General features: G+C 50.9%; 21 protein-coding genes. 12 read left to right on the forward strand and 9 right to left on the reverse strand.

Going from position 1 to position 22,320, the window contains the following annotated elements; translation table 11 throughout:
* The coding region (locus tag IQ260_RS03095) for an acyl-CoA desaturase (protein WP_322744887.1) at nucleotides 1-652 on the reverse strand (652 nt) is incomplete at its 3' end.
* 129 nt (nucleotides 653-781) lie between these two features.
* On the opposite strand from IQ260_RS03095, the gene IQ260_RS03100 reads away from it, so the two are divergent.
* The 7 genes from IQ260_RS03100 (at nucleotide 782) to fusA (ending at nucleotide 8,169) form a co-directional block, all read left to right on the forward strand.
* Nucleotides 782-1,069 (forward strand): hypothetical protein, encoded by a 288-nt coding sequence (locus tag IQ260_RS03100; protein ID WP_193990744.1) that lies wholly within the window; start codon nucleotides 782-784, stop codon nucleotides 1,067-1,069.
* A 16-nt stretch (nucleotides 1,070-1,085) separates the two neighbouring features.
* On the forward strand, nucleotides 1,086-1,460 hold the full coding sequence (locus tag IQ260_RS03105; protein WP_228015456.1) for a cupin domain-containing protein: 375 nt from the start codon (nucleotides 1,086-1,088) through the stop codon (nucleotides 1,458-1,460).
* 158 nt (nucleotides 1,461-1,618) lie between these two features.
* Nucleotides 1,619-2,212 (forward strand): DM13 domain-containing protein, encoded by a 594-nt coding sequence (locus tag IQ260_RS03110; protein ID WP_193990748.1) that lies wholly within the window; start codon nucleotides 1,619-1,621, stop codon nucleotides 2,210-2,212.
* A 118-nt stretch (nucleotides 2,213-2,330) separates the two neighbouring features.
* Complete coding sequence (locus IQ260_RS03115) at nucleotides 2,331-3,209, forward strand: alpha/beta fold hydrolase (protein WP_228015458.1); 879 nt, start codon at nucleotides 2,331-2,333, stop codon at nucleotides 3,207-3,209.
* A gap of 39 nt (nucleotides 3,210-3,248) precedes the next feature.
* Nucleotides 3,249-4,043, forward strand: a complete 795-nt coding sequence (locus tag IQ260_RS03120) for a YdcF family protein (RefSeq protein ID WP_193990752.1) — start codon at nucleotides 3,249-3,251, stop codon at nucleotides 4,041-4,043.
* Nucleotides 4,044-4,076: 33 nt separating this feature from the next.
* Nucleotides 4,077-5,753 (forward strand): ArnT family glycosyltransferase, encoded by a 1,677-nt coding sequence (locus tag IQ260_RS03125; protein ID WP_193990754.1) that lies wholly within the window; start codon nucleotides 4,077-4,079, stop codon nucleotides 5,751-5,753.
* Between the two features lie 328 nt (nucleotides 5,754-6,081).
* Complete coding sequence (fusA, locus tag IQ260_RS03130) at nucleotides 6,082-8,169, forward strand: elongation factor G (RefSeq protein WP_193990756.1); 2,088 nt, start codon at nucleotides 6,082-6,084, stop codon at nucleotides 8,167-8,169.
* Between the two features lie 82 nt (nucleotides 8,170-8,251).
* Here fusA and larE read toward each other — a convergent pair whose 3' ends face one another.
* Complete coding sequence (larE, locus tag IQ260_RS03135) at nucleotides 8,252-9,067, reverse strand: ATP-dependent sacrificial sulfur transferase LarE (RefSeq protein ID WP_193990758.1); 816 nt, start codon at nucleotides 9,065-9,067, stop codon at nucleotides 8,252-8,254.
* Nucleotides 9,068-9,195: 128 nt separating this feature from the next.
* Between larE and IQ260_RS03140 the strand changes: the two genes are divergently transcribed.
* Complete coding sequence (locus IQ260_RS03140) at nucleotides 9,196-9,480, forward strand: DUF3288 family protein (protein ID WP_193990760.1); 285 nt, start codon at nucleotides 9,196-9,198, stop codon at nucleotides 9,478-9,480.
* A 27-nt stretch (nucleotides 9,481-9,507) separates the two neighbouring features.
* Here IQ260_RS03140 and IQ260_RS03145 read toward each other — a convergent pair whose 3' ends face one another.
* Both IQ260_RS03145 and puuE read right to left on the reverse strand, forming a co-directional pair.
* Nucleotides 9,508-10,290 (reverse strand): VOC family protein, encoded by a 783-nt coding sequence (locus IQ260_RS03145; RefSeq protein ID WP_193990762.1) that lies wholly within the window; start codon nucleotides 10,288-10,290, stop codon nucleotides 9,508-9,510.
* A gap of 119 nt (nucleotides 10,291-10,409) precedes the next feature.
* On the reverse strand, nucleotides 10,410-11,318 hold the full coding sequence (puuE, locus tag IQ260_RS03150) for an allantoinase PuuE (protein ID WP_193990764.1): 909 nt from the start codon (nucleotides 11,316-11,318) through the stop codon (nucleotides 10,410-10,412).
* Nucleotides 11,319-11,455: 137 nt separating this feature from the next.
* Here puuE and IQ260_RS03155 point away from each other — a divergent pair, with 137 nt between their 5' ends.
* Nucleotides 11,456-12,307, forward strand: coding sequence for an aldose epimerase family protein (locus IQ260_RS03155; protein WP_193990766.1), 852 nt, complete (start codon nucleotides 11,456-11,458; stop codon nucleotides 12,305-12,307).
* Between the two features lie 145 nt (nucleotides 12,308-12,452).
* On the opposite strand, the gene IQ260_RS03160 is transcribed toward IQ260_RS03155, so the two are convergent.
* Nucleotides 12,453-12,692, reverse strand: a complete 240-nt coding sequence (locus IQ260_RS03160; protein WP_193990768.1) for a hypothetical protein — start codon at nucleotides 12,690-12,692, stop codon at nucleotides 12,453-12,455.
* 470 nt (nucleotides 12,693-13,162) lie between these two features.
* Here IQ260_RS03160 and IQ260_RS03165 point away from each other — a divergent pair, with 470 nt between their 5' ends.
* Entirely contained in the window at nucleotides 13,163-14,638 is a 1,476-nt protein-coding gene (locus IQ260_RS03165) for an SUMF1/EgtB/PvdO family nonheme iron enzyme (RefSeq protein ID WP_228015463.1), read from the forward strand.
* 924 nt (nucleotides 14,639-15,562) lie between these two features.
* Nucleotides 15,563-16,132 carry a hypothetical protein gene (locus tag IQ260_RS03170; RefSeq protein ID WP_193990770.1) on the forward strand — a complete coding sequence of 190 codons (570 nt, stop codon included), beginning with the start codon at nucleotides 15,563-15,565 and terminating at the stop codon, nucleotides 16,130-16,132.
* Here the strand turns inward: IQ260_RS03170 and IQ260_RS03175 are convergent.
* Entirely contained in the window at nucleotides 16,116-16,835 is a 720-nt protein-coding gene (locus tag IQ260_RS03175; protein ID WP_193990772.1) for a rhomboid family intramembrane serine protease, read from the reverse strand. The two genes, IQ260_RS03170 and IQ260_RS03175, sit on opposite strands and share 17 nt — an antisense overlap.
* A gap of 570 nt (nucleotides 16,836-17,405) precedes the next feature.
* Between IQ260_RS03175 and IQ260_RS03180 the strand changes: the two genes are divergently transcribed.
* Nucleotides 17,406-18,839, forward strand: coding sequence for a CAP domain-containing protein (locus tag IQ260_RS03180; RefSeq protein ID WP_193990774.1), 1,434 nt, complete (start codon nucleotides 17,406-17,408; stop codon nucleotides 18,837-18,839).
* Here IQ260_RS03180 and IQ260_RS03185 read toward each other — a convergent pair.
* The 3 genes from IQ260_RS03185 to IQ260_RS03195 form a co-directional block, all read right to left on the reverse strand.
* Nucleotides 18,832-19,617 carry an ABC transporter permease gene (locus IQ260_RS03185; RefSeq protein ID WP_193990776.1) on the reverse strand — a complete coding sequence of 262 codons (786 nt, stop codon included), beginning with the start codon at nucleotides 19,615-19,617 and terminating at the stop codon, nucleotides 18,832-18,834. The two genes, IQ260_RS03180 and IQ260_RS03185, sit on opposite strands and share 8 nt — an antisense overlap.
* Nucleotides 19,618-19,685: 68 nt before the next feature.
* On the reverse strand, nucleotides 19,686-20,756 hold the full coding sequence (locus IQ260_RS03190; RefSeq protein ID WP_193990778.1) for a substrate-binding domain-containing protein: 1,071 nt from the start codon (nucleotides 20,754-20,756) through the stop codon (nucleotides 19,686-19,688).
* A gap of 90 nt (nucleotides 20,757-20,846) precedes the next feature.
* A complete protein-coding gene (locus tag IQ260_RS03195) occupies nucleotides 20,847-22,292 on the reverse strand; it encodes a mechanosensitive ion channel family protein (RefSeq protein ID WP_193990779.1) in 1,446 nt (481 codons plus the stop codon).
* Nucleotides 22,293-22,320 lie beyond the last annotated feature (28 nt).

Consider the following 22,320-nt stretch of genomic DNA (forward strand, 5'->3'; position numbering starts at 1 on the left):
CTGATAAATAGCTCACACTACCATTAACAACTGTGATGCCTTGACGGGCTGACCAGGGAAACGCATGGTGGAAATTATGCCATCCTTCCCCCAGGGTGAGGATAGATACTAGCCAATTGTTCTTGCTAACATCATTAGTTGCGAACGGCGTTGAACCAAACTTATGACACACAGAATTAACCAGGGCTACACAATGAAATAGCAAGACTGTGCTGACAAAGAATGCTGCTAAATATTCCAGTCCCCCAACCAGGTAAGAAATCCAACCCAAAACAAATAGTGGCAGGAAGTGTAATCGATCTAGCGTTCTCAATGTAACGTCCTGCTCAATATCGAGAGGAAGACGAGAGGGGAGAAAATTTTTGGAAAGTAGCCATCTATATTGGGTCCACCAGAAACCATTCGCTGATGAGTGGGGGTCGCCAGCTGTGTCAGTAAACCGATGATGGTCTTCGTGATGTCCCTTCCACCAACTAGGCCCCATTTGCCCAGCAGAACAGGCAATAAAACTGCCTATCCACTTGACTAAAGCTGGACTTCTGTAGGCTTTATGGGTCAAAAGACGGTGGTAGATAGCTGTGATTGCTAGCATTCTGAGCCAGTAGAGGAATCCTATCCATATCCATGCTCCCATCGATAACCCTGTAAACATCGATAAAATCAGACCAATGTGGCAAATAACGATTGAAAACGGTCCTACCCAGTAGGCTACTAAGGTTAACTTTGTGTAATCCTGTTTTCTTAAATCGTCTGAACCTGCTTGCAAAGATAGGTTGCTGTCATGGGAGAGCTGTTTCAGCAAAATTGTTTTTCCTTAAAGCAGGTGGCTGCTATTCTAAATTGCTTGTTTGACCATACAGTCAATTTCAATGAATGGATGAATATTCAGCCTTTAGGAATAGAACTACTCTATGTCAAATCTTATCGAGAGCATCAGGGCTGCAGCTCTTCCATGAGACTGATCAACTATGGACAGGTGGCTCTGGGTGTGCTGAGCCTGCATACCCATGACAGTCTCAATATGTTTGACTACCTGTATCGAAGTCCGGCTAAATTGGAGTACATTTAATCTCTTATTCTTAGCATTGAAATCTGATACGACATTGAGCTTTAACCCTGTGATTTTAAGCGATCTATTTCTCCTAGGCCAGCATCCAGAACGTCTATCTTGGCAACCCTTTCGCCCAGGTGTGGAGATTCATCGTCTCTATGGCGACGCTCAACAGGGACCGTCGGCAGCGTTACTAAAGTATGAGCCGGGCGCTAAAGTTCCAGCCCATAGTCATACAGGTTATGAGCACATTATTGTGTTGTCAGGTTCCCAACGCGATTATCAGGGTAATCACACCGCAGGTACCCTGGTGATTAATCCACCAGATTCAAGTCACGACGTGGCCAGTGACGAAGGGTGTATTGTGCTGATTATTTGGGAAAAACCCGTTGTGCTTAAAAAAGTTTAGAACTCTCTTCTACAAATCAGTTTTTTCTAAGCTAATGCTTATTTATTGAGACGTCTTACTCAGGAAAGGCTCAGTGTAGCCCTGTTAACTAAGCACTGTAGAACAGATGAGTTTTACCTTCTAATTGTCTTCTACAGAACTACTCCTAAACAACCAACATGAAGCTTACATACGTTGCAGCCCTAGCCATTTCATCACTGCTCACAGTGGGTTCTGCCGTCGTTACGAGTGCGGTACAGCCTGCTTATGCCAATCCCTGTGCGGCGGCGACAGTTGATCCTTGCGCGGCGGCTGACCCTTGTGCAGCTAATCCTTGTGCGGCTGACCCCTGTGCGGCAGCAGCAGCTGATCCTTGCGCGGCTGACCCCTGTGCGGCTGACCCCTGTGCAGCAGCAGTTAATCCCTGTGCAGCGGCTGATCCCTGTGCGGCAGCGGCTGATACTAGCAGCTTTGTGACAGTCTCTAGTAACACAGCTGGTGGCGCTACTATCGTTGAAGAAAATGGTAAGCGTTATCTTGAATTTGATCAGTCCTTTAGCACCGAAGATGGTCCTGATCTATTTGTATTGCTACATAAAGAAGCGACTCCTAAAAGCTACAGTTCTGAACAATATGTAAATCTGGGCGACCTGCAATCAATTGAGGGTAGCCAGCGTTATGAAATTCCTGCAGATATCTCCGTTGATGATTTTCAGTCTGCTGTTATTTGGTGTCGTCAGTTTAATGTCACCTTTGGCTTTGCGGCAATTTAGGACCTGGCCTAAAGCGTACGCTTCGGCCTGTTACCTACAATCAGCAACGGTTCGACTTTAAACGCGGGAGATGATGGGAAAATGCAGCAGATGTTTGTACTTTGCTCAACTCTCCTTGATGGCGACCCCCACATTACCCACGGCTGCTCAGCATTTGACCGAGGCCACATCGGTGGCTTTAGCCGAGCAAATTCAGTTTGCTGATATTTCCACACAGCTCACAGAGCAGCCCATTGCCACTAGCTATGTGTGTACTGGTGTGGGTAAACCGGTGCTGCTGCTCCCTGGATTTGATAGCTCGATTTTTGAATTTCGGCGTTTGGTTCCCCAGCTGTCTCCCCACGCCCAAGTGTGGGCCATGGATTTGCTGGGGTTTGGCTTTACTGACCGTACCTCTGGGGCTGCGATCGCACCTCCGACCATCAAGCAGCACCTTTACAACTTTTGGCAGCAGCAAATTGGCCAGCCAATGATCCTGGCTGGCGCATCCATGGGTGGGGCTGCGGCCATTGATTTTGCCCTCGATTTTCCAGAGGCGGTGGAGAAACTGGTCCTGCTGGACAGTGCGGGTTTTGCCGCAGGACCGGCCATGGGGAAGCTGATGGTGCCACCGTTGGACAGCTGGGCGACGGCATTTTTAAAAAATCCAGGGGTGAGGCGACGCATTAGCCAGCAGGCCTATTGCGATCGCACTCTGGTCACCCCAGATGCCGAACTCTGTGCCGCCCTCCACCTGCAGATGCCCCAGTGGAAAGAAGCGCTGATCGCCTTTACCAAAAGCGGCGGCTATAATTTCTTGAGCAACCACATTCAAAAACTAGACATCCCTACCCTGATCATTTGGGGAGAGCAAGATAAAATTCTAGGCACCAAAGATGCCCACCGGTTTGAGCAAACCCTGCCAAATAACCAGCTGGCATGGGTTTCTGAATGCGGCCATGTCCCCCATCTGGAAAAACCCAGGAACACTGCCGCCGCAATCGTGTCTTTTGTGTAAGCGCTTGTAACCGTGGATAGCCGCTGTGCATGTTCTCATATGGACCTTGAGACGATTCTAAATGTCTGCCAAACGGACATCAGTATCAACCACTGGACTCAATTTACCTACTCAGTATTTTACTGGCTGATGAAGTCTCCCACGGCCAGCCTAATGCTGGGAGGGGTGTATGTGCTGGGCTTTTTGATTCTTAGTGGTCTCTTGATGCGGGGGTTTATTCTGCTGGGTCGGGGCCGCTCCATCAAACGGTTATGGCTGTGGGGGTTTCCGGTAGCCCTTTTTTTGGGCCTTTCCCCGCTGCTGATTGGGGAGCCGCTGCTGACAACGTTTTTACCTGCTTACAATGGGCAAGCGGCTGACGCGGTGGTTGTTCTGGGCCGGGGACAGTGGTTTAACTCTGACCGAGTCATGAAAGCAGCGGAACTAGTCCTGCAGGATGCTGCTCCCCAGGTATTTGTCAGCGGTCGTGACGATGCCCCCATCATGGCCACCATGCTTACCCGAGTCGGTGTCGACCCTAGCAAAATATCTGGGGAAAACTGCTCCAATACCACCGAAGAAAATGCCCAGTATACGGCCCAGCAGCTGCTACCGTCTGGGGTGCGCTCCATCATTTTGGTCAGTGATCCGCCCCATTTGCTGCGATCGCAGCTGGTGTTTAGCAGCTTGGGCTTCCGGGTACTGCCCTATCCCAGTCCACTGCCCCTCGAATTAAACCAACGCTATCGGCGACTGCTGGCCTTGAGAGAATCCATGGGCTTTGTCACCTATGGCCTGATGGGCCGCTACTGGCCCCGGCCCATTGACACCGTGAGCACGACCGCCGCGCAGTAAACTAGGGCGGCAGTTGTTTGGGCTGAAATTGTTATGGCTCCATCATCCTCGTCCGCCCGCTGGGGTGCGATCGCCGTTGTTGTCGTTGCCCTAGCGATCGCCTTTTTCTGGCAGCTGGGCGGCATCGGTCTGGTGGATGAAACCGAGCCCCTGTTTGCCGAAGCCGCTCGCCAGATGTATGCCACAGGCGACTGGATTACTCCCTATTTCAATGGCGAAACCCGATTTGATAAACCGCCCCTGGTCTACTGGGGTATGTCCCTGTGTTTCCATATTTTTGGCGTGGGTGAATGGGGGGTACGGCTGCCATCTGCGATCGCAGCCGCCGGTCTAGCCGGCTTTAGTTTTTATACCCTAGAGCGATTTGGCTATTCCCATGGGGCGGCCCAGGCTGCCGATAGTCCCGACAAAAGGCATACCCTAGCGGCGGTTATTGGTGCCGTGGCCATAGCCCTCCATCCCCAAACCCTTGTATGGGCTCGTACCGGCGTATCGGACATGCTGCTGTCAGGCTGTATGGGAGCAGCGCTGCTGTGTTTCTTCTGGGGCTATGCCCAGGGAGGCATAGCCCGCTGGTACTACGGCTTTTACACCTTTATTGCCCTGGCCGTATTAGACAAAGGCCCAGTGGGTGTCGTCATTCCAGGTCTAGTCGTATTTGGGTTTGCCGCCTATACAGGCCAGATCCGTACCCTGCTCAAGGAAATTAAACTGCTAAAAGGCAGCCTGCTAGTGCTGCTCCTGACAGTGCCCTGGTTTATCGCGGTTATCGCCATTCACGGTCAAACCTACATCGACAGCTTTTTTGGCTATCATAACTACGAACGCTTTACCGATGTGGTCAATGGCCATGCCGCTCCCTGGTACTTTTACTTTGCTGTCGTGGCGGTGGGTTTTTTACCCTGGTCGCCGGGGTTGCCCTTTGCCATGGCTCGGCTACGCCCCTGGTCTATCGGCTACTGGCGACGGCAGCCCAGGGAAAAACAGTTAGGGCTGTTTGCTCTAATTTGGTTCCTGGCTATCTTTTGCTTTTTTACAGCCGCTGTCACCAAACTACCTAGCTATGTTTTACCGTTAATGCCCGCAGCGGCAATCATGGTCGGGCTAATGTGGACCGGACCCAGGCAGCGCGGCACCTGGATTAGTGCGGTGCTGAGTATTGTCTTTTTTGTACTGCTGGCCGTAGCCTCTTACCTCACCCCCAACTGGCTCGGTGGCGATCCGGTCATGCCCGACTTTCCAGTCCGGGTAAGGGCATCCCAGGCCATGGTATATGGCTCCCTGGTGTGGTGTTTGGCCACCCTGGCGAGTCTAGGTCTGCTGCTAAGGCGACAAGTCCGCTGGGTGTGGGCCGTGAGCGCTGGGGCCTTTGCCCTGTTTACACTGGTATCAATTCTGCCGGTGGCGGCTATTGCCGACGCTCAGCGGCAGCTGCCCCTGCGACAGCTCGCTGAGACTATCCAGACAGAGCAGCAGCCCGATGAAACCTTGGCCATGGTGGGTTTTATGAAACCCAGTTTAGTGTTTTACACCCGGCGACCGGTGCTCTATGTGTATAACCCTGATTCGGAACAGCTGCAGGCCACGGGGCAGGCCTTAGTTGTGGGTCATCCAGACGAGATCGCCACCGCCATCAGTGTGAGCCAGTCGGGCGAGATTTTACAAACACAAGAAACCTACCAGCTAGCCCGCTTAGTATTCGCCCCCTAGGGGTCTGTCAACGCTCTAGCTAAACAGAAGCCCAATAGATCTAGATCGGTTATCACGACGCCAGCCAACGCCATTGGCTGAGCTAAGTTGATACCATGGTTCTATCTACAGCCAGGTTTTATTAATCACATTTCCTCAGCGCTTAGGCAGCTATGTGCTAAGAAATCAGGGAATGTGAATAATTTTGAAGTAAACTATCTAATGCCTGTGGCCACGATTAGTTTGTCCCCGCTTGGCCGAGTCTGCTTTAGCTCTGAATGGTCCTGAAACGGTCCGATAAGGTGGTCAAAAACTGTTTGGAGACGTAGTTAAACCCTAGAAAATACCCATGAAAGATCTCAGTCGTTATAGAAATATTGGCATTTTTGCCCACGTAGACGCAGGTAAGACCACCACCACCGAGCGCATCTTGAAGTTGACCGGTAAGGTACACAAGATTGGTGAGGTGCATGATGGTGCAGCCACCACCGACTTTATGGACCAGGAAAAAGAGCGCGGCATCACCATTCAGTCTGCGGCCACATCTTGCTTCTGGAATGAGCATCAGCTCAATATTATTGACACCCCGGGTCACGTTGATTTCACCATTGAGGTCTATCGTTCGCTCAAAGTGCTAGACGGCGGTGTTGGCGTATTTTGCGGTTCCGGCGGTGTAGAACCTCAGTCTGAAACCAACTGGCGCTATGCCAACGATTCCGAAGTCGCCCGCATTATCTATGTCAATAAGTTAGATCGGACCGGTGCAGACTTCTACCGCGTGGTTAAGCAAGTCAAGGATATCCTGGCGGCAGAACCCCTGGTGATGGTACTGCCCATTGGGATTGAGAACGACTTTGTGGGCGTGGTTGACCTGCTGACTGAGAAGGCCTGGATCTGGGACGACTCGGGTGAGCCGATGAACTACGAAATCAAAGATGTCCCCGAGGATATGGTTGATGATGTGGCTGAATGGCGCGAGAAGCTGATTGAGCTGGCCGTTGAGCAAGATGACACCATCATGGAGAAATACCTCGAAGGAGAAGAGGTCACCATTGATGAGCTGAAAACCTGCATCCGTAAGGGTACTCGCGATCTAGCCTTCTTCCCCACCTACTGCGGTTCTTCCTTTAAGAATAAGGGTGTACAGCTGGTACTAGATGCCGTTGTGGACTACCTGCCTAGCCCCACTGAGGTGAAGCCCCAGCCTGAGGTAGATATTGAAGGTAATGAAACTGGCGGTATGGCCAAGGTTGATCCTGACTATCCTCTGCGCGCCCTGGCGTTCAAGATTATGGATGACCGCTTTGGTGCCCTCACCTTTACCCGAGTGTACTCCGGTACCCTCAAGAAAGGTGACACCATCCTCAACACCGCCACCGGTAAGACCGAGCGGGTCAGCCGCATTGTGGAAATGCACGCTGATGACCGTCAGGAAATGGACAGCGCCCAGGCTGGCGATATTGTCGCTCTGCTGGGAATGAAAACCGTCCAGACGGGTCACACCCTTTGCGACCCTAAAAAGCCAGCTACGCTGGAGCCGATGGTCTTCCCCGATCCGGTGATTTCCATTGCGGTTGAAGCGAAAGATAAGGGCGGCTCTGAGAAGATGGGTATTGCCCTGGGCAAGATGGTCCAGGAGGATCCCTCCTTCCAGGTGGAAACTGACCAGGAGAGCGGCGAAGTTATTCTTAAGGGAATGGGCGAACTGCACCTGGATATTAAGGTAGACATTCTGAAGCGCACCCACGGCATTGAAGTGGAAGTGGGCAAGCCTCAGGTGGCCTATCGTGAGTCTATTACCAAGGTGCTCAACGATAGCTACACCCACAAGAAGCAGTCCGGTGGTTCGGGTCAGTTTGGTAAGATTGAGTACACAATTGAGCCCAATGAAACCGGTGAAGGCTTTGCCTTTGAGTCCAAGGTGACCGGTGGTAACGTACCCCGTGAGTTTTGGCCTGCGGTGGAGAAGGGTTTTGCCGCCTGTATGGAAAAAGGCATGCTGGCTGGATTCCCAGTGGTGGACTTTAAGGTGACCCTAACCGACGGTGGCTTCCACCCGGTTGACTCCAGTGCGATCGCGTTTGAAATTGCCGCGAAGGCCGGCTACCGTCAGTCTTTTGGCAAAGCTGGTCCCCAGATTCTAGAACCGATCATGGCTGTAGACGCCTTTGCCCCTGAGGACTACGTTGGTGATGTTATTGGTGATCTCAACCGTCGTCGCGGTATGATCAAGTCCCAGGAGCCTGGTCCCACAGGTGTGCGCATCAAAGCCGATGTACCCTTGAGTGAAATGTTTGGCTACATTGGGGATCTGCGTACCATGACCTCAGGTCGCGGCCAGTTCTCCATGACCTTTGATCACTATGCTCCTTGCCCCAAAAATGTGGCTGAAGAAGTGATCAAGGAAGCTAAGGAGCGTCAGGGTGTAGCTGTCTAGCAAACTGTCTAGACTCACAAACCTCTCTTGTTAGAACAATGAATGTAGCCCCCGATGAACTCATCGGGGGCTTTTTTTAATCCTAAACTTCAGTTTTTGCTAAAACGCGGTTTAGCTTACCGCTTTTATATCCCTCCAAATCCAGGGTCACATAGGCAAACCCATAGTCTTGGAAAGCTGCCACCAGCACCTCAAGATCCACCGTCATCACAAACTCCTTAATCTCACTGGCGGGCAGTTCAATCCGGGCCGTCTCCCCATCGGAGCGCACCCGCAGATTGCGCACCCCCAGCTGACGCAGATAGCGCTCACACTGCCCCACCCGGTGTAGCTTCTCTGTTGTAATCAGCTCACCATAGGGAAAACGTGAACTAAGACAAGGCTGGGATGGCTTGTCCCACCAGGGCAATCCTAAATACTTAGACAGTTCCCGCACTTCCAGTTTGCTCAGGCCCACTTCCGCCAGGGGAGAGCGCACCCCTCGTTCTTTTGCCGCCTGGATACCGGGGCGATAATCCTGGAGGTCATCAGCATTCAGACCGTCAACCACATAGGGATAGCCCTCGGCGGTCGCCAGCGGCTTCAGGGTATCGTGCAGCTCGCTTTTGCAAAAATAGCAGCGATTAGTGGGGTTGCTCGTGTAGTTAGGATTGTCCATTTCGTGGGTATGGACAATGCGATGGGAGAGGCCCATAAACTCAGCCTGACGTTTGGCCGCATCCAGGTCCTCTAGCATCAGCGAGGGCGACTCTGCCGTAACCGCTAAAGCCCGGTCGCCTAAAACATCGTAGGCAATTTTAGCCACAAGGGTGCTGTCAATGCCGCCAGAATAAGCAATCAGGGCTCGATCCATCGCGTGGAAAATCAACTGAAGCTGCTGCAGTTTTTGGGTGATCATAACGGTCTTTGAAATAGGGTGTGGGTCTTCAGCCGCAGTTAATAGCTATATTCAGCCTAACCAAAATTTCTCCAGTCCACGCTACTATTACCGTTACCCATCCCTAATGGAGACAACATTTAGGAAACATGGCTGAAAAGAAAGAGCTAACCCATCCGCAATATAAAAAAGACCGTGAGGCTGTCACAGCCCTTATCAACGGCGAGGCAACAGATTTTAATTTGATTGAGCTGGCCCGGCTGCGGATTCGCTATGACGGGTTTCCAGGAGCGCGAGATATTCAGCAGGATCTAGATAAAGCTTTGGCAAACTGGGCCTTGACCGAGGACCAGCTAATGGCCAAAACCCGCGAGATTCACCAAACAGAGATGCTATATAAAGCAGCGCGGACCAAAAAGGAGGATTGGAGCTAGGGCTACTAGAGCCACCAAAGCCACCAGTTAATCATCCGGGTCATTTACCTGCATCAGCGCCAGCGTCGCCCCCTGGGGATCCATCACCGTGGTAAAGCGACCCGGCTCAATATCAATGGGGTCCATCAGCACTTTACCTCCCAGACGATTGATCGCTGCTAGCGACTCGTCCAAATCCGCCACATTAAAATACACAGCCCAGCGCGACGGAATCTCTGCGGGCAGCTTGGCCTTATCCATGTCGAACATGCCGCAGTTCATGCGTCCTTTCACACTGGCCGTAATGTAGTTGGGGGGCTTCTCATCCACCTCAAGTTCCCAACCAAACACCGCCTGATAAAACTCCGCCGCCTTGTCTGCACCACGGGTCTGTAATTCTGTCCAGCAGAATGTATTGACCTCATTTACCAAACCTGCTCCCACAAACTCCTTAGCCTGCCAAAGCCCCACAAAGGCACCCGTAGGGTCTTGCACCATCGCCATCCGACCGGAATCCATAATGTCGCAGGACGGCATAGCAACATTGCCACCCTGGTGCTGCCAGGTTTGGACTGTCGCATCTAAGTCCTTCACTGTGATGTAACCATTCCAGTGGGGTGGTCCTTGCTGATCGTCAGGTGCGGCAAACACCGCAGCTACAGGCCGACCGCCTTTAAAGGCCATTGAATAGATACCGCCAGTGTCCACAGGCATATCTTGAAACGTCCAAGCAAACAGCTCCGCATAAAACTGTTTCGCAGCGTCCTGATCGCTGGTGATCAAATCAACCCAGCTAAATACACCATTTTCATAGCTGTCTCGTATGCCCATGGGTTATTACCTCCATAGTGGATCTAATACAAATATACTAATCTTGATTTTAGCCAGCGGACCAATTGTTTAAGAAAAATAAACTGACTGCCCAGCAGGCTTCGACTGCGCTCAGCCTGCTAGCCAGGTGCATGATGCTCATGCCAATGATTTGCAATCTCCACCCGGCGACACACCCACACGTCCTCATGAGTCATCACGTAATCCAAAAAGCGCCCCAGGGCCGCTGCTCGCCCCGGTCGTCCCGAGAGCCGACAGTGCAAACCCACGCTCATCATCTTGGGCGCCGTGGCTCCCTCCCCATAGAGCACATCAAACGCATCCTTGAGGTAGGTAAAAAACTGATCGCCCGAGTTAAACCCCTGATAGGTTGCAAACCGCATATCGTTGTTGTCCAGGGTGTAAGGAATCACCAGATGGGGACGGCCATACTCCCGGTTCCAGTAGGGCAAATCGTCAGCATAGCTATCGGCGTCGTAAAGAAAGCCGCCTTCTTCCACGACAAGTCGTCGGGTATTGGGGCTCAGACGTCCCTGATAAAACCCCAGGGGGCGACTGCCCGTGACCTGGGTATGAATTTCGATAGCCTTGCGAATGTGCTCCCGCTCGGTGTCTTCACCCACATATTGATAATCAATCCAGCGATAGCCGTGGCTAGCCACTTCCCAGCCCGCCTCCACCATCGCTTTGCCTGCATCAGGGTTACGCTCTAACGCCATCGCCACCGCATAGACCGTCACCGGCAAATTACGCTGGGTAAACAGCCGATGTAGTCGCCAAAATCCAGCTCGGCTGCCGTACTCATACATGGACTCCATGTTGATATTGCGCACCCCCGGTAGCGGTGCTGCCCCCACCGTTTCCGAGAGAAAGGCTTCGGAGGCCGGATCGCCATGGAGAATACAGTTTTCGCCACCTTCCTCGTAGTTAATAACAAACTGCAGCGCTAATCGAGCATTATGAGGCCATTGCGGCTGGGGCGGATGTTGACCATAGCCAATCAGATCGCGGGGATAGGCGGTGGACATAGGGCAGCAAACCTCGACAAGTAGGTAAGGGACAGCCAGAATAGTAGCGTAAAGATTAGGTGGCCGTATCACAGATTGCATGGCAAAATGCCCATCCTGTGGCAGGGTTTTAGCAGAAACGCCCCAAAGAAATCACTATGAGCACTATTACCACCGAAAAGCAGCAATATCTAACCTATATTTTGACTGACGGCGACGCTCAGGTAGCTGTCGTCCCAGAGCGGGGGGGCATCGTCACTAGCTGGAAGGTCAACGGTAGCGAAGTGTTTTATCTGGATGTAGAGCGCTTTAATGACCCTAGCCTTTCTGTACGGGGGGGCATTCCCCTGCTATTTCCCATCTGTGGCAACCTGCCCGAGAATACCTACACCCTCAAGGGCAAAGCCTACACCCTCAAGCAGCACGGCTTTGGTCGTACCCTACCCTGGTCTGTCACCCAACAATCTACGGAAGACGGTGCTAGCCTCACTATTACCCTCAAAAGTAACGATGAGACTCACGCCGTCTATCCCTTTGACTTCCAGCTTGACTATATCTATACCCTCAAAGGCAATACCCTAGAACAGCGTTTCCACCACACCAACCTGTCTGACCAGCCCATGCCATTTTCCACGGGCACTCACCCCTATTTTGCGGTGACAGACAAAACTAACCTGGTCTTTGACCTTCCTTCCAGTGAGTACCAGATCAAAAGCGGCAAGGAGGTATTTGCCTTTAACGGTCGGTTTGACTTTGACCAAGAAGAGATTGACTTTGCCTTTATCAATCTCACCGGACAAACGGCCACCGTTAAGGACGGAAATACTACACTAACTATCTCCTATGACGAAAACTATTCCACCCTAGTTTTCTGGACTGTGAAAGGAAAAGACTTTTACTGTCTTGAGCCCTGGAGCGGTCCTCGCAATGCGATCAATACCGGCAATGCCATCATTACCGCAGCTCCCCAAGAGACCGTAGAAACGGTTATTTCTATGACCGTTAGTTGACACAACAACTCAAATTCTGGGTCAATGCCGAGCGATCGCAAACACCCCACAGTCGCTCGGCCCATAAACCGGTAGGTTGGAGTTGAGCCTGGCGAAACCCAACATTCCTCACATTGCCGCCGCCCAACCCAACCCACCAAGGTGTTTAATCCACCCGCACCCGTTTAGTCAAAATCGCCATCATCTCATCCGGTCGCCCGGTGGGCAGGGGTTTGCTCCAGTCGTTGGGTTCAGCGTAGTGGAGCTTGTGGAGCAGGGCGATGGTGTTACGTATAGCGGTGAGGCTCCCCATCAGGGTATGGTTGACAGTCTCGTACTCATACTCCGGTAGGATACCGTCAGCAGGCGGTTGGTTAGGCGTATTTTGGGAATTGTCTTGAAACATGGGTTCCGGTTCTCCAATTGGGTACGACCCTACGACCTCTCACAGGGAGAAGCGTTGAGGGTAGGAAAGCCAGAACCTAAGAACTCAGCCACCCGCAAATAGTTTTGCTAATCGAGGTGGCTGAGACATAATATATCCAGCCGCCAGATTGGCATGCGCTTTCTGGGGGTTAGCCGTCGGTCAGGTGTTGGTAGCACCTGCCGATGGTGCCAAATTATTAGGTTCTAGTCAGCCGTGTGAATCACGGCATGACTTGAAATTAGAGCAAAAATCTGTTGCCGTCAAGATACAAAGTATTAACCTGAAATCTCGACGGCATAAAATGCTGTTATCCCGATGTTGTCTAGTGACCGGCCTCTGGCTTTAATGCTCAATCTGTCAGGTAAAGCGGGTTAAATAGCTGTATATATGCAGAAGGTAGCGGCTAGTCGTTAGATTAGAGCTGCATTGGCTATTTTCTGTATCAACTGATGTCAAGTTCTGGATCGATCTTTATTTCCTATCGTCGCAGTGACAGCATTGCTGAAACGGGTCGCATATATGACCGCTTGGCGACTGAGTTTGGTCGCGACCATGTGTTTAAGGATGTGGACAGCATTCCGTTTGGGGTGGACTTTGCGGAATATTTGGACCAGGCGGTAAGCCAATGTCAGGTGGTGTTGGTGATTATTGGCCGCACCTGGCTAACGGTAGCGGAGCCGGATGGTACGCGCCGATTGGATAACCCAGATGACTTTGTGCGGATTGAGGTGGAGTCGGCATTGCGGCGGGGGATTCCGGTAATTCCTGTGTTGCTACAGGATGTGGGCATGCCCCGACGGCCCCAGATGCCAGAGTCATTGAAATCGCTGGCCCGGCGAAATGGCCTAGAGGTGGGCTACGATCCACGCTTTCATGCCGATATGAACCGACTGGTAAAAGGGCTCAAGGTCGTCTTGGGTGAGGCCACACCGCTCACTGATGGGGGTGCTCAGGGTACTGAAGTTAGTACGGTATATGACCTGCGCGGGGCTCAGTTTGCCGGTGGCTTTGCCGGAACCGTAGGCGGCGATCAGCTCGGCGGCACCATCAATAATCCAGGTGCCTCAAGGTCAGCGTCTAAAGCATCAACGCCGGAGCCTCCAATATCCGTTAGACCTCAACAAACGCCAGTTTCCCAACCTCAAATATCAGAGCCGTTTGTAGAAGACTTAGGCAACGGTGTCACGCTGGATATGGTCTATATTTCCGAGGGAGACTTTTTGATGGGGTCTCCTGAGCATGAAGCTGAGCGTCTTGATAGTGAAGGGCCTCAGCATTCGGTGCATGTGTCTGCTTTTTATATGGGGAAGTATCCGGTGACCCAAGCCCAATGGCAGACAGTTGCGAAGTTGAAGAAGGTCAAAATAGATCTGGAGCCTGCTCCGTCTAAGTTCAAAGGGGATAATTTGCCAGTAGAAAAAGTGAGCTGGTTTGAGGCCGTCGAGTTTTGTCAGCGTCTATCAAAACATACGGGTAAAAAATATCGCTTACCCAGCGAAGCGGAATGGGAATATGCCTGTCGAGCTGGAACCACAACGCCGTTTTACTTTGGTGAGACCATTAGTACCGATCAGGTTAACTACAACGGAAATTATACTTATGGCAATGGTGAAAAAGGAAATTTTAAGAGAAGAACAACAGCCGTGGATGGTTTTCCAGCCAACAACTTTGAGCTATATGATATGCACGGCAATGTGTGGGAGTGGTGCCAGGACTGTTGGCATGAGAATTATGAGGGTGCCCCTAAAAACAGTTCTGCCTGGGTTCAGGGAGGAGATTCTGGCTATCGCATACTACGCGGTGGCTCCTGGAGCTACACTCCGGGGCTTTGCCGCTCCGCCGTCCGCGACAACCTTATGCCCGGCAACCGCGACTTCAATATCGGTTTTCGTGTAGTATGTTCTGCGCCCAGGATTCTTCCCTAGCTCTTTTCTCTCTTTTTCTTTTGCCCTTTTCTCTCAACTTTCTTACTCCCTTCTTGCGCGCGCAGCGCGATCAGATTTTTTTTGCCATACTGGTGCACGGTATGGCGGCAATACGCTGCATTAACTGATGGTTGGACATCATAGACGACTAAGCTCATCTGAACCCTGAACCATAGCGCCTGTAGGACGTTCCTCAGCAAAGCGTTCCATAAGTGGATTAGACAAAACTATCTCTCAATCCGGGCTTCGACTCCGCTCAGCCCTCATTCATGCTCTCAAGATTAGCTGGCTGAGCGAAGTCGAAGCCAGCGGCGTTAGAGATGTTTACTCTCGGTCATCTACCTCATATCTTGCACTAAGATTGGTCGTGTGGCTGAAGCCCGCGCTGAGTTGAAACGTCAGCGCTAACTGAGGGTTTTCCGCTAAAAGGGACAATTGGATATAGAGGCACTGGAGGTCGGTGGTGGAGCTATCGAAGCATCGTTTATAGCGATTCCTGGTTGGGATGCATACAGTTTGGTGATGTAGGGGAATGGGGAATGCGTGTGAGAAACGCTACAAGTGTCGTGGAAGCGTTCCCTAAACACACACCTCCGATGATTGTGTCCTTTCCAGTGGACACCCTTCGGTTAGCCCTGGGTTTTGAACCCTGGGAGGGTTGGCGCTTCCCCACCAGGTGCAAGGCATGAGCTAAAGGAACAATTTGGCTTTTTGGAAACCTAAGGTTTAATCGAAAGGGCACTCGACATATCAGGTAAAGCGATATAGATGGCCGTTATCTTGTCTTTCGTTTGATTGGTAACAGACTATTAAGTATTTTCGTAATCTTAGCAACTCCATCTGAAGTTACATCGGTCAAAATCGGCGGCAGTTGCTATAAGTTTGATTTCTAACCTGCTCTACCCATATCTTGTCAAGATGATCATGGCTCCCACACGCATCTCACACAGTCTCTCCCTCAGCCTGGCTCTACTGCTAACCGCCGGCATGCTGGCTGCTCCAGTAGCCCAGGCCAGTACACCCCATCAAAGTTACTCTGGGACACTAGTGGATTTTGACGAAGAGGATGGCCTTAATCAAGAGGAGGACGGGTTTAATGCAATTTATGTAGATAGAGAGGGCAATGTCCTAGGCACGTTCGTCAATGTGCAGGGCGCTAAAATTAAAGTATATGCCGATGGTCGCATTGAACTCGAATCACGGGACTATACAACAGAGATAGACTATGATTCCAACGACAGAATTCGTTCGATTGGTAATGTTCGGCTGAGATACTTTAACAGCGATCGCATCCGATCCATCGGAAATATTGATTTTCGATATAGCCGCAGTGGGCATCTCGACCGTGTTGGCAGCACGGAGTTTGACTACAGCAGTAGAGGACGTCTGCAAAGAATTGAAGATGTCAGATTTGATTATGATCGCGACGACCTGCTAGAAAGCATTGATGATAACGAAACCCAAGATGGTATTCGCATCATTGTTGTGAACTAACGTCAGCATCATCTAACAACCCCAGGAGTGGCCCTAGGATCGCCCCAAAGACAAATCCACCGGCATGGGCCCAGTAGGCAATCCCGCCATCGGCCATGCCCACATTGGCCGGAGCACTGAGGCTGGCCACTCCATAGGCCGCCTGCTGCAGAAACCAAATGCCTAGATAGAAGATGGCTGGGATTCTGAGGGGCACAAACAGAAACCCCAGGGGCAAAATAGTCAGAATGCGAACATCGGGAAATTTGAAGATGTAGGCCCCCATGACACCTGCGATCGCACCGCTGGCCCCAAGCGATGGCACTTCCGAAAACATACCAAAGTACCACTGGGCCAGTGCTGCCAAAACACCGCAGGTGAGATATAGCAACAAAAACCGGGCGCGTCCGAGCTGCTCCTCAACGTTATTCCCAAAAATCCACAGGTACAGCATGTTCCCTGCCAGATGCAGAAAACCCGCATGAAGAAACTGGCCTGAGATCAGCGTAAACCACTCATGGACAGCAAACGGCGTGCTGGTGTTACCCACAAAGCTTGCCGTCAGCTGTTCTGGCACCACCGCCCACGTACGGAAGAACGTCGTTAGCTCCATGGGTGACGACAGCGTCAGCTCATAGAGAAAAATTAAGACATTGAGACCGATCAGCCCATAGGTAACATAGGGCGTAATTTGAACCGGATTTTCGTCACGAATAGGAACCACACTGCACCCAGAGATACGCTTGTTTACAAGATATCAGGAATACACGTCATCCATGAGGAGCCACTTGGATACTAACGGGCGCTCGGAGCCGTGGTTGGAAAAATACTGATAGGTAGCAACTACCTGAGCAGCGTCAGTGGTCTGGGCTGGCTGACTGCCGGATTGCCCGCAGCCTATCGCGGTCGACGCAAACGACAGTGCGGTTAGCTTTGAAAGAAGACGGAGTGGGCTGTTCATGCCCCCATTGGTTTTGATGCTAGTGCGGGCTTTAGCAACTAGCGCACCACATTTGCTTAGAAGAATACACAGAATCTTCGGTCTGACGTGTAAGCCTGGTTAGAGGGAGAGTTTAACCAGTAAATGCACGTATAAAATTAGCGGCAAACGTGTCATTCACTACTCTGATTTTCATCGAACCCACCGTTAAAACACCCTCAGTGCATTTACCAATAATTCAAATTTCCTTCAAAAAGATCCTTTGAAGTTGAGTGTTAGCACCATGGGTGCGTCTGTGTGTCAGCGGATAAAAAAGAACAGTAAGACACATACCGATCCGAAATACTTATAAAAATGGATACATCCGTACAACAAGTTCGCTTTGACCAAGAGTTTCTTTTGCTGGTTAACAATGAGCGGGCGCTATATGGTCTGTCTGCAGTCGCGCTTGACCCACAGTTGGACCTGGCAGCTCAGCTGCATACGGATGATATCGCCTATAACGATATAAATTTGACCGACCCCATCAATGTCGATCCTCACATTGGTTCCAACGGCTCCACCTTGGCCAGTCGAGTGCAGGCCACTGGCTATCAGTATCAAACAGCCGTTGAGAACATTAGCGCCGGACAATTCACCGCAGATGAAGTCTTCCAAGACTGGAAAAACAGTCCGTCTCACCTAGACAACATTTTGAACCCCCATGTCACCCAGCTAGGCGTTGGTCATGTCTTGCTAGAAAATGACACGGGTGTAAGTAACTTTTTTGACTATTGGACCATCGTTTTAGGAACCCGTTTACCCGGTACTGAGCCAGCTCCGACACTATCTCAAGATGCCGTTGATATACCATCTCAGCCAGAAAATCCAGCACCTGAGCTTGCTGAGAACGAACCCACTGCCCCTGAACCGATAGAGCCGCTACCCCCTCAGAGTGAACCCACTGCCCCTGATCCGGTGGAGCCTGAAACAACTGTTCCAGATTTGCCCGCAGTTGAACCTTCTGCATCAGAAACCTTAGAACCAGAATCTCCTATAGCTGAACCATCTGTACCAGAAACTCCAGAGCCAGAATCTCTGCCAGCTGAGCCGACTGTGGCTGAATCGCCCATGGTCTCAGAACCGGTTCAAACTGAACCGCCTAGCGCTGATACTTTAACTCCCCAACCTCAGCCGTCTGTCCCAGTGACAGATTTAGTACCAGAATCTCTTGCTAATGACGCTGGGCAGTCTACAGACAGCGCCGATACTCCTGAAACCGAAGCTAGTTTAACTACTGAACCCATGGCCGGTGACCTAGGCGATGATGTAATTGTTGGCGACGATAATGACAATGTGCTGCGGGGCGATCTTAATCAGCGAGACTCCGGCGGCAGCGTAGGCGGAGATGACGTCATTTTCGGCCATGGGGGCAACGACCGTATAGGTGGCAAAGGAGGAGATGACATTCTCCTGGGGGGTGCCGGAGACGATGCTATTTGGGGCGATGATGGGGACGATATTCTCCGGGGTGGACTGGGTAACGATACACTGACAGGAGATGATTTCTCAGGTGGCAGCGGTGCGGATACCTTTATCTTGGCGGCTGGGGAAGGAATGGATATGATTATGGACTTTGAGGTGGGAATCGACCTGATTGGTTTAGCGGATGGGCTCACCTTTGCCGATCTGTCCCTGGGGCAACGTGATAATGCAACAACTATCTCTGCAGGCGCAGACGTATTAGCCGAGGTGAAAAACGTTGTCGCCACTGCCCTGACTAGTGAGATGTTTGTTTCCGTTATTTAGGGTCAATCAGCTGCATGGCCTGATTAAAAAACTGTTGTTTGATGCCATAGGCTACCAAAATCGCGGTCGTCAGCGTAGCAAAGGCCAGCATAAACATGATCAACATTTGGTAGAGCGCCGCGTTGAGGGGATCGGCTCCGCCCAGGATTTGGCCAGTGATCATGCCGGGGAGGGTGACCAAACCCACCACCATCATGGAGTTAACGGTGGGAATTAGGCCTGCTTTGATCGCTTCTCGGCGGTAGGTTGCGATCGCAGCCCCAGGAGTCGCCCCCAAACTCAGATGCGTCTCGATCTCAGTGCGATTATTTCGCAGGGCACTGACCAAACGCTCACCGGTCAAAGAAGCTGCCGTCAGGGCATTCCCCAGCACCATCCCCGTCAAAGGAATCAAATAGCGGGGCTCATACCATAGCTCGGGACGCACCACGACCGTCATGGTGTAGGCAATCGTAAGGGCCGTACTGGTGAGAATCGCCCCCCATAGCCACAGCAATAGACCCGGAATATCCTTGCCAATGCGGTTACGGGCGGTCAGGGCAGCCACGGTGATCATCACCAACAACACCAGCAGAATCAGTCCAGGGCTGCGCAGGGTAAAGACAATGGATAGAAAAATCCCGACGGCAAACAGCTGCACCACCGTACGCAGGGTGGCCAGGGCCAGGGTGCCTGCTAGACCTAGCTGTTGCCACAGGGAGAGGCCAATGGCGACGGCGGCTAAGCCTAAGGCCCAGGCGATGCGGATCAGATCGAGTTCGATGGTGGTTGGGGTCACGGTTATGGATTGGTATGACTAAATCGAAGATTGAGACTTCTATGCTTATGGACAATTGGGAAGGCCAGCTAGTTGATCGCCTTGAGAAATTTTGTTTTCTCCTGATCTAATACGTCTGAGTTGTTGGGAAAATAACCGACTTGAGCAATTCCTTGATAGACGTTGTTCAGATAAAAGTTGATAAACGCTGCCACCTGGGGTTTACTCTTTAAAATTTGAATATCAGAGTAGATAAATAAAGGTCGGGCCAGAGGATATTGACTTTTCTCTACGGTGGTAGAGTTTGCTTCGATGCCGTTAATTGACAGCGCCTTTAGGGTGTTTGCATTTTTATGGTAGAAAGCATAGTTCAGAATAGCCACAGAGTATGGATTTTGATTAACCCCGTTTAGTAGCGCCTCGCTGGTATTACTGAGCTGCGTATTGGGAGCCTGTAGAAGCGGTTCAAGCTCACCTCCGTAAACGGTTTGAACAAAAAAGTCTAATGTGCCGGAGTCTAGACTTGGAACGAAACGGGTGATGGGTTCCTCTGGATAGTTAGGATTCACATCAGACCATTTTTCAGCGGAGAACAGTATGCTCAAATTCTCTAAGTCTATTTGATTAATAAAGTTGTTCTGAGCATTGACGACAACCACCAGGGCATCTGTGCCCACTCGAAAAGATACTGGCTGACGTCCAATGGCAGTACAGGCTGCCGTTTCCTCAGGTTTAATGGCACGACTGGCATTGACGATATCAGACCTTCCTTCCCGGCAGAACAGATTAAATCCTTCTTCTGTACCCAGCGCATCGATTCTGATGACTCCGGCGTAGCCGTCTTCAACAAACATTTGGTACATGGTTTTGGTTAAGGGAAAGACTGTTGAGCTGCCCGCTACAGTCATGTCGCCTTTCACTTCTAGGGACTCAACGGGAGGCAGGTTAACTTTACTATCTGGGAAAGGTGGCTGAGGTGAAACGCTGATGGGATGATTGTTGCTGGTGGTGGAAGCAGCATCGTCACTAGTGTCTGTGGTCGGTTGTTCGTTACTTGTGGGAGCCGGCGGGTCAGTTGACCCACTATCTGTAGTTTGGGCGCAACCATAAAGACTCAACACGGCAAGGATCAAAACGACTGGATAGCTCCACTGATTCATGGCTTAAGCTGTTCTGGTAGAGGTTGCAAGTATTCAGAAATGTTCACAGTAGGTCAATAGGTGTCGTTAACCTCGGTTGAGATCGCACCATCAGCTGGAGATCTGGGATAGTTCAGCATACCCTTTGGCCAAATCTATCAGTTTTCTCCGACTTTTGATCAGCTGATCTATAGCTAGTGCAAACTGAGGGAATCTCTGTATCAGGCTAACCAATAGCTCCGTTGGAATCACAACAACCGTCAAGTCATCAACAACAGCGACGGAAACAGGACTTACCTCTCCAGGGAAAATCGCCATCTCTCCAAAAATGGCTCCCCGTTCTAAACGGGTCACCTCCTGCAGCTGGTCATGAATGTTTAGGGCAAATAGCTGAACAATGCCATGGAGAATTACATGCAGCCCCTGATTTGATTCTCCCATGCGAAGAATAGTCTCTCCAATGCCATAATATTCAACCATAGCCTCTGATGCGATTTGATGGAGCATCGCGTCATCCAGACATTGAAAACTGGGCAGCAGTTGCAGAAAGTCCAGTATTTCTGGCTCTTGCTCTTTCGCTTTAAGCTCGCTAGCATCCAATTTATAATCGATTTTAATCGGATACGGAATGGTAAGTCGATGGCGCTTAGCCGCATAGTAAAGACGAGCGTATAGCGTGCCTGAAACGTCTTCTTCTTTTTCAGGCTCTACGCAGTATTCCAAAACATAGTTAATTGCAGACTCTCCATAGCTAACAATTCTAGCTTCGGCAGAACCGGGTCTAATCTCGGCAATTCCTTCAGTAAGACGCTCTAAAATCGGGAGAACTTTACCAGGGGAATCGTCAAAGGAAAAATTAATTTCAATTTCTTGTTCACGATGGGGATTTAGCGAATAGTTGATGATAGTTTCAGAGGCTAAGGTGCCATTGGGAATAACACAGAGATAGTGATCATAGTGAGACAGGGTGACGGCCCGCCAGTTCATGTCAATAACTCGCCCTTCCACATCCCCACAGGCAATCCAATCTCCGACTTTGAAGGGGTTAGAGAATAATAACAGTAAGCCAGATACCAAGCTGCTGAATGTATCCTGCAGTGCCAGAGCAATGACCAAAGAACCGACACCCAGGGCGGTCGCAGCTTCGCCTAGATTAAATCCCCATAGGTGCCCCAGGATATGGGCAACAATCGTTAAAAGGACTAACCCTCGGGCAGTTTGAAAGAACAAGTTGGAAACATAGATTTGCCAACTTTTCGATTTGTCTCGGCTGGTAAAAATAGCATTGAGCAGCGCCAGCAGTGTGATGATGACCGCTATCCAGAAAGCTGTTCCCACTAGTTTAGTGGCTGTTGCTGTTTTCTGAATGTCTAGAACCTGCTCTAGCACCAATAGGGCCGCCAATGTTGGCAGCAGATAAATTCGAAGCTTCCTCAAAAAAACAGCTAAAGGGCTGTGCTGTCGTTCTAGAGTTTCGATCACATCCCCCAATACGATACTCGTAATGGGAACTGCGATCGCTAAAACGATCACCCAAATCCAAAGTGTGTTGTCCATGAGCGTGGCTAGAAGCGTTAGGTGCAAG

It is taken from the genome of Leptolyngbya cf. ectocarpi LEGE 11479 (genome assembly GCF_015207065.1).
Classification (GTDB): Bacteria; Cyanobacteriota; Cyanobacteriia; order Phormidesmidales; family Phormidesmidaceae; genus Leptothoe; species Leptothoe ectocarpi.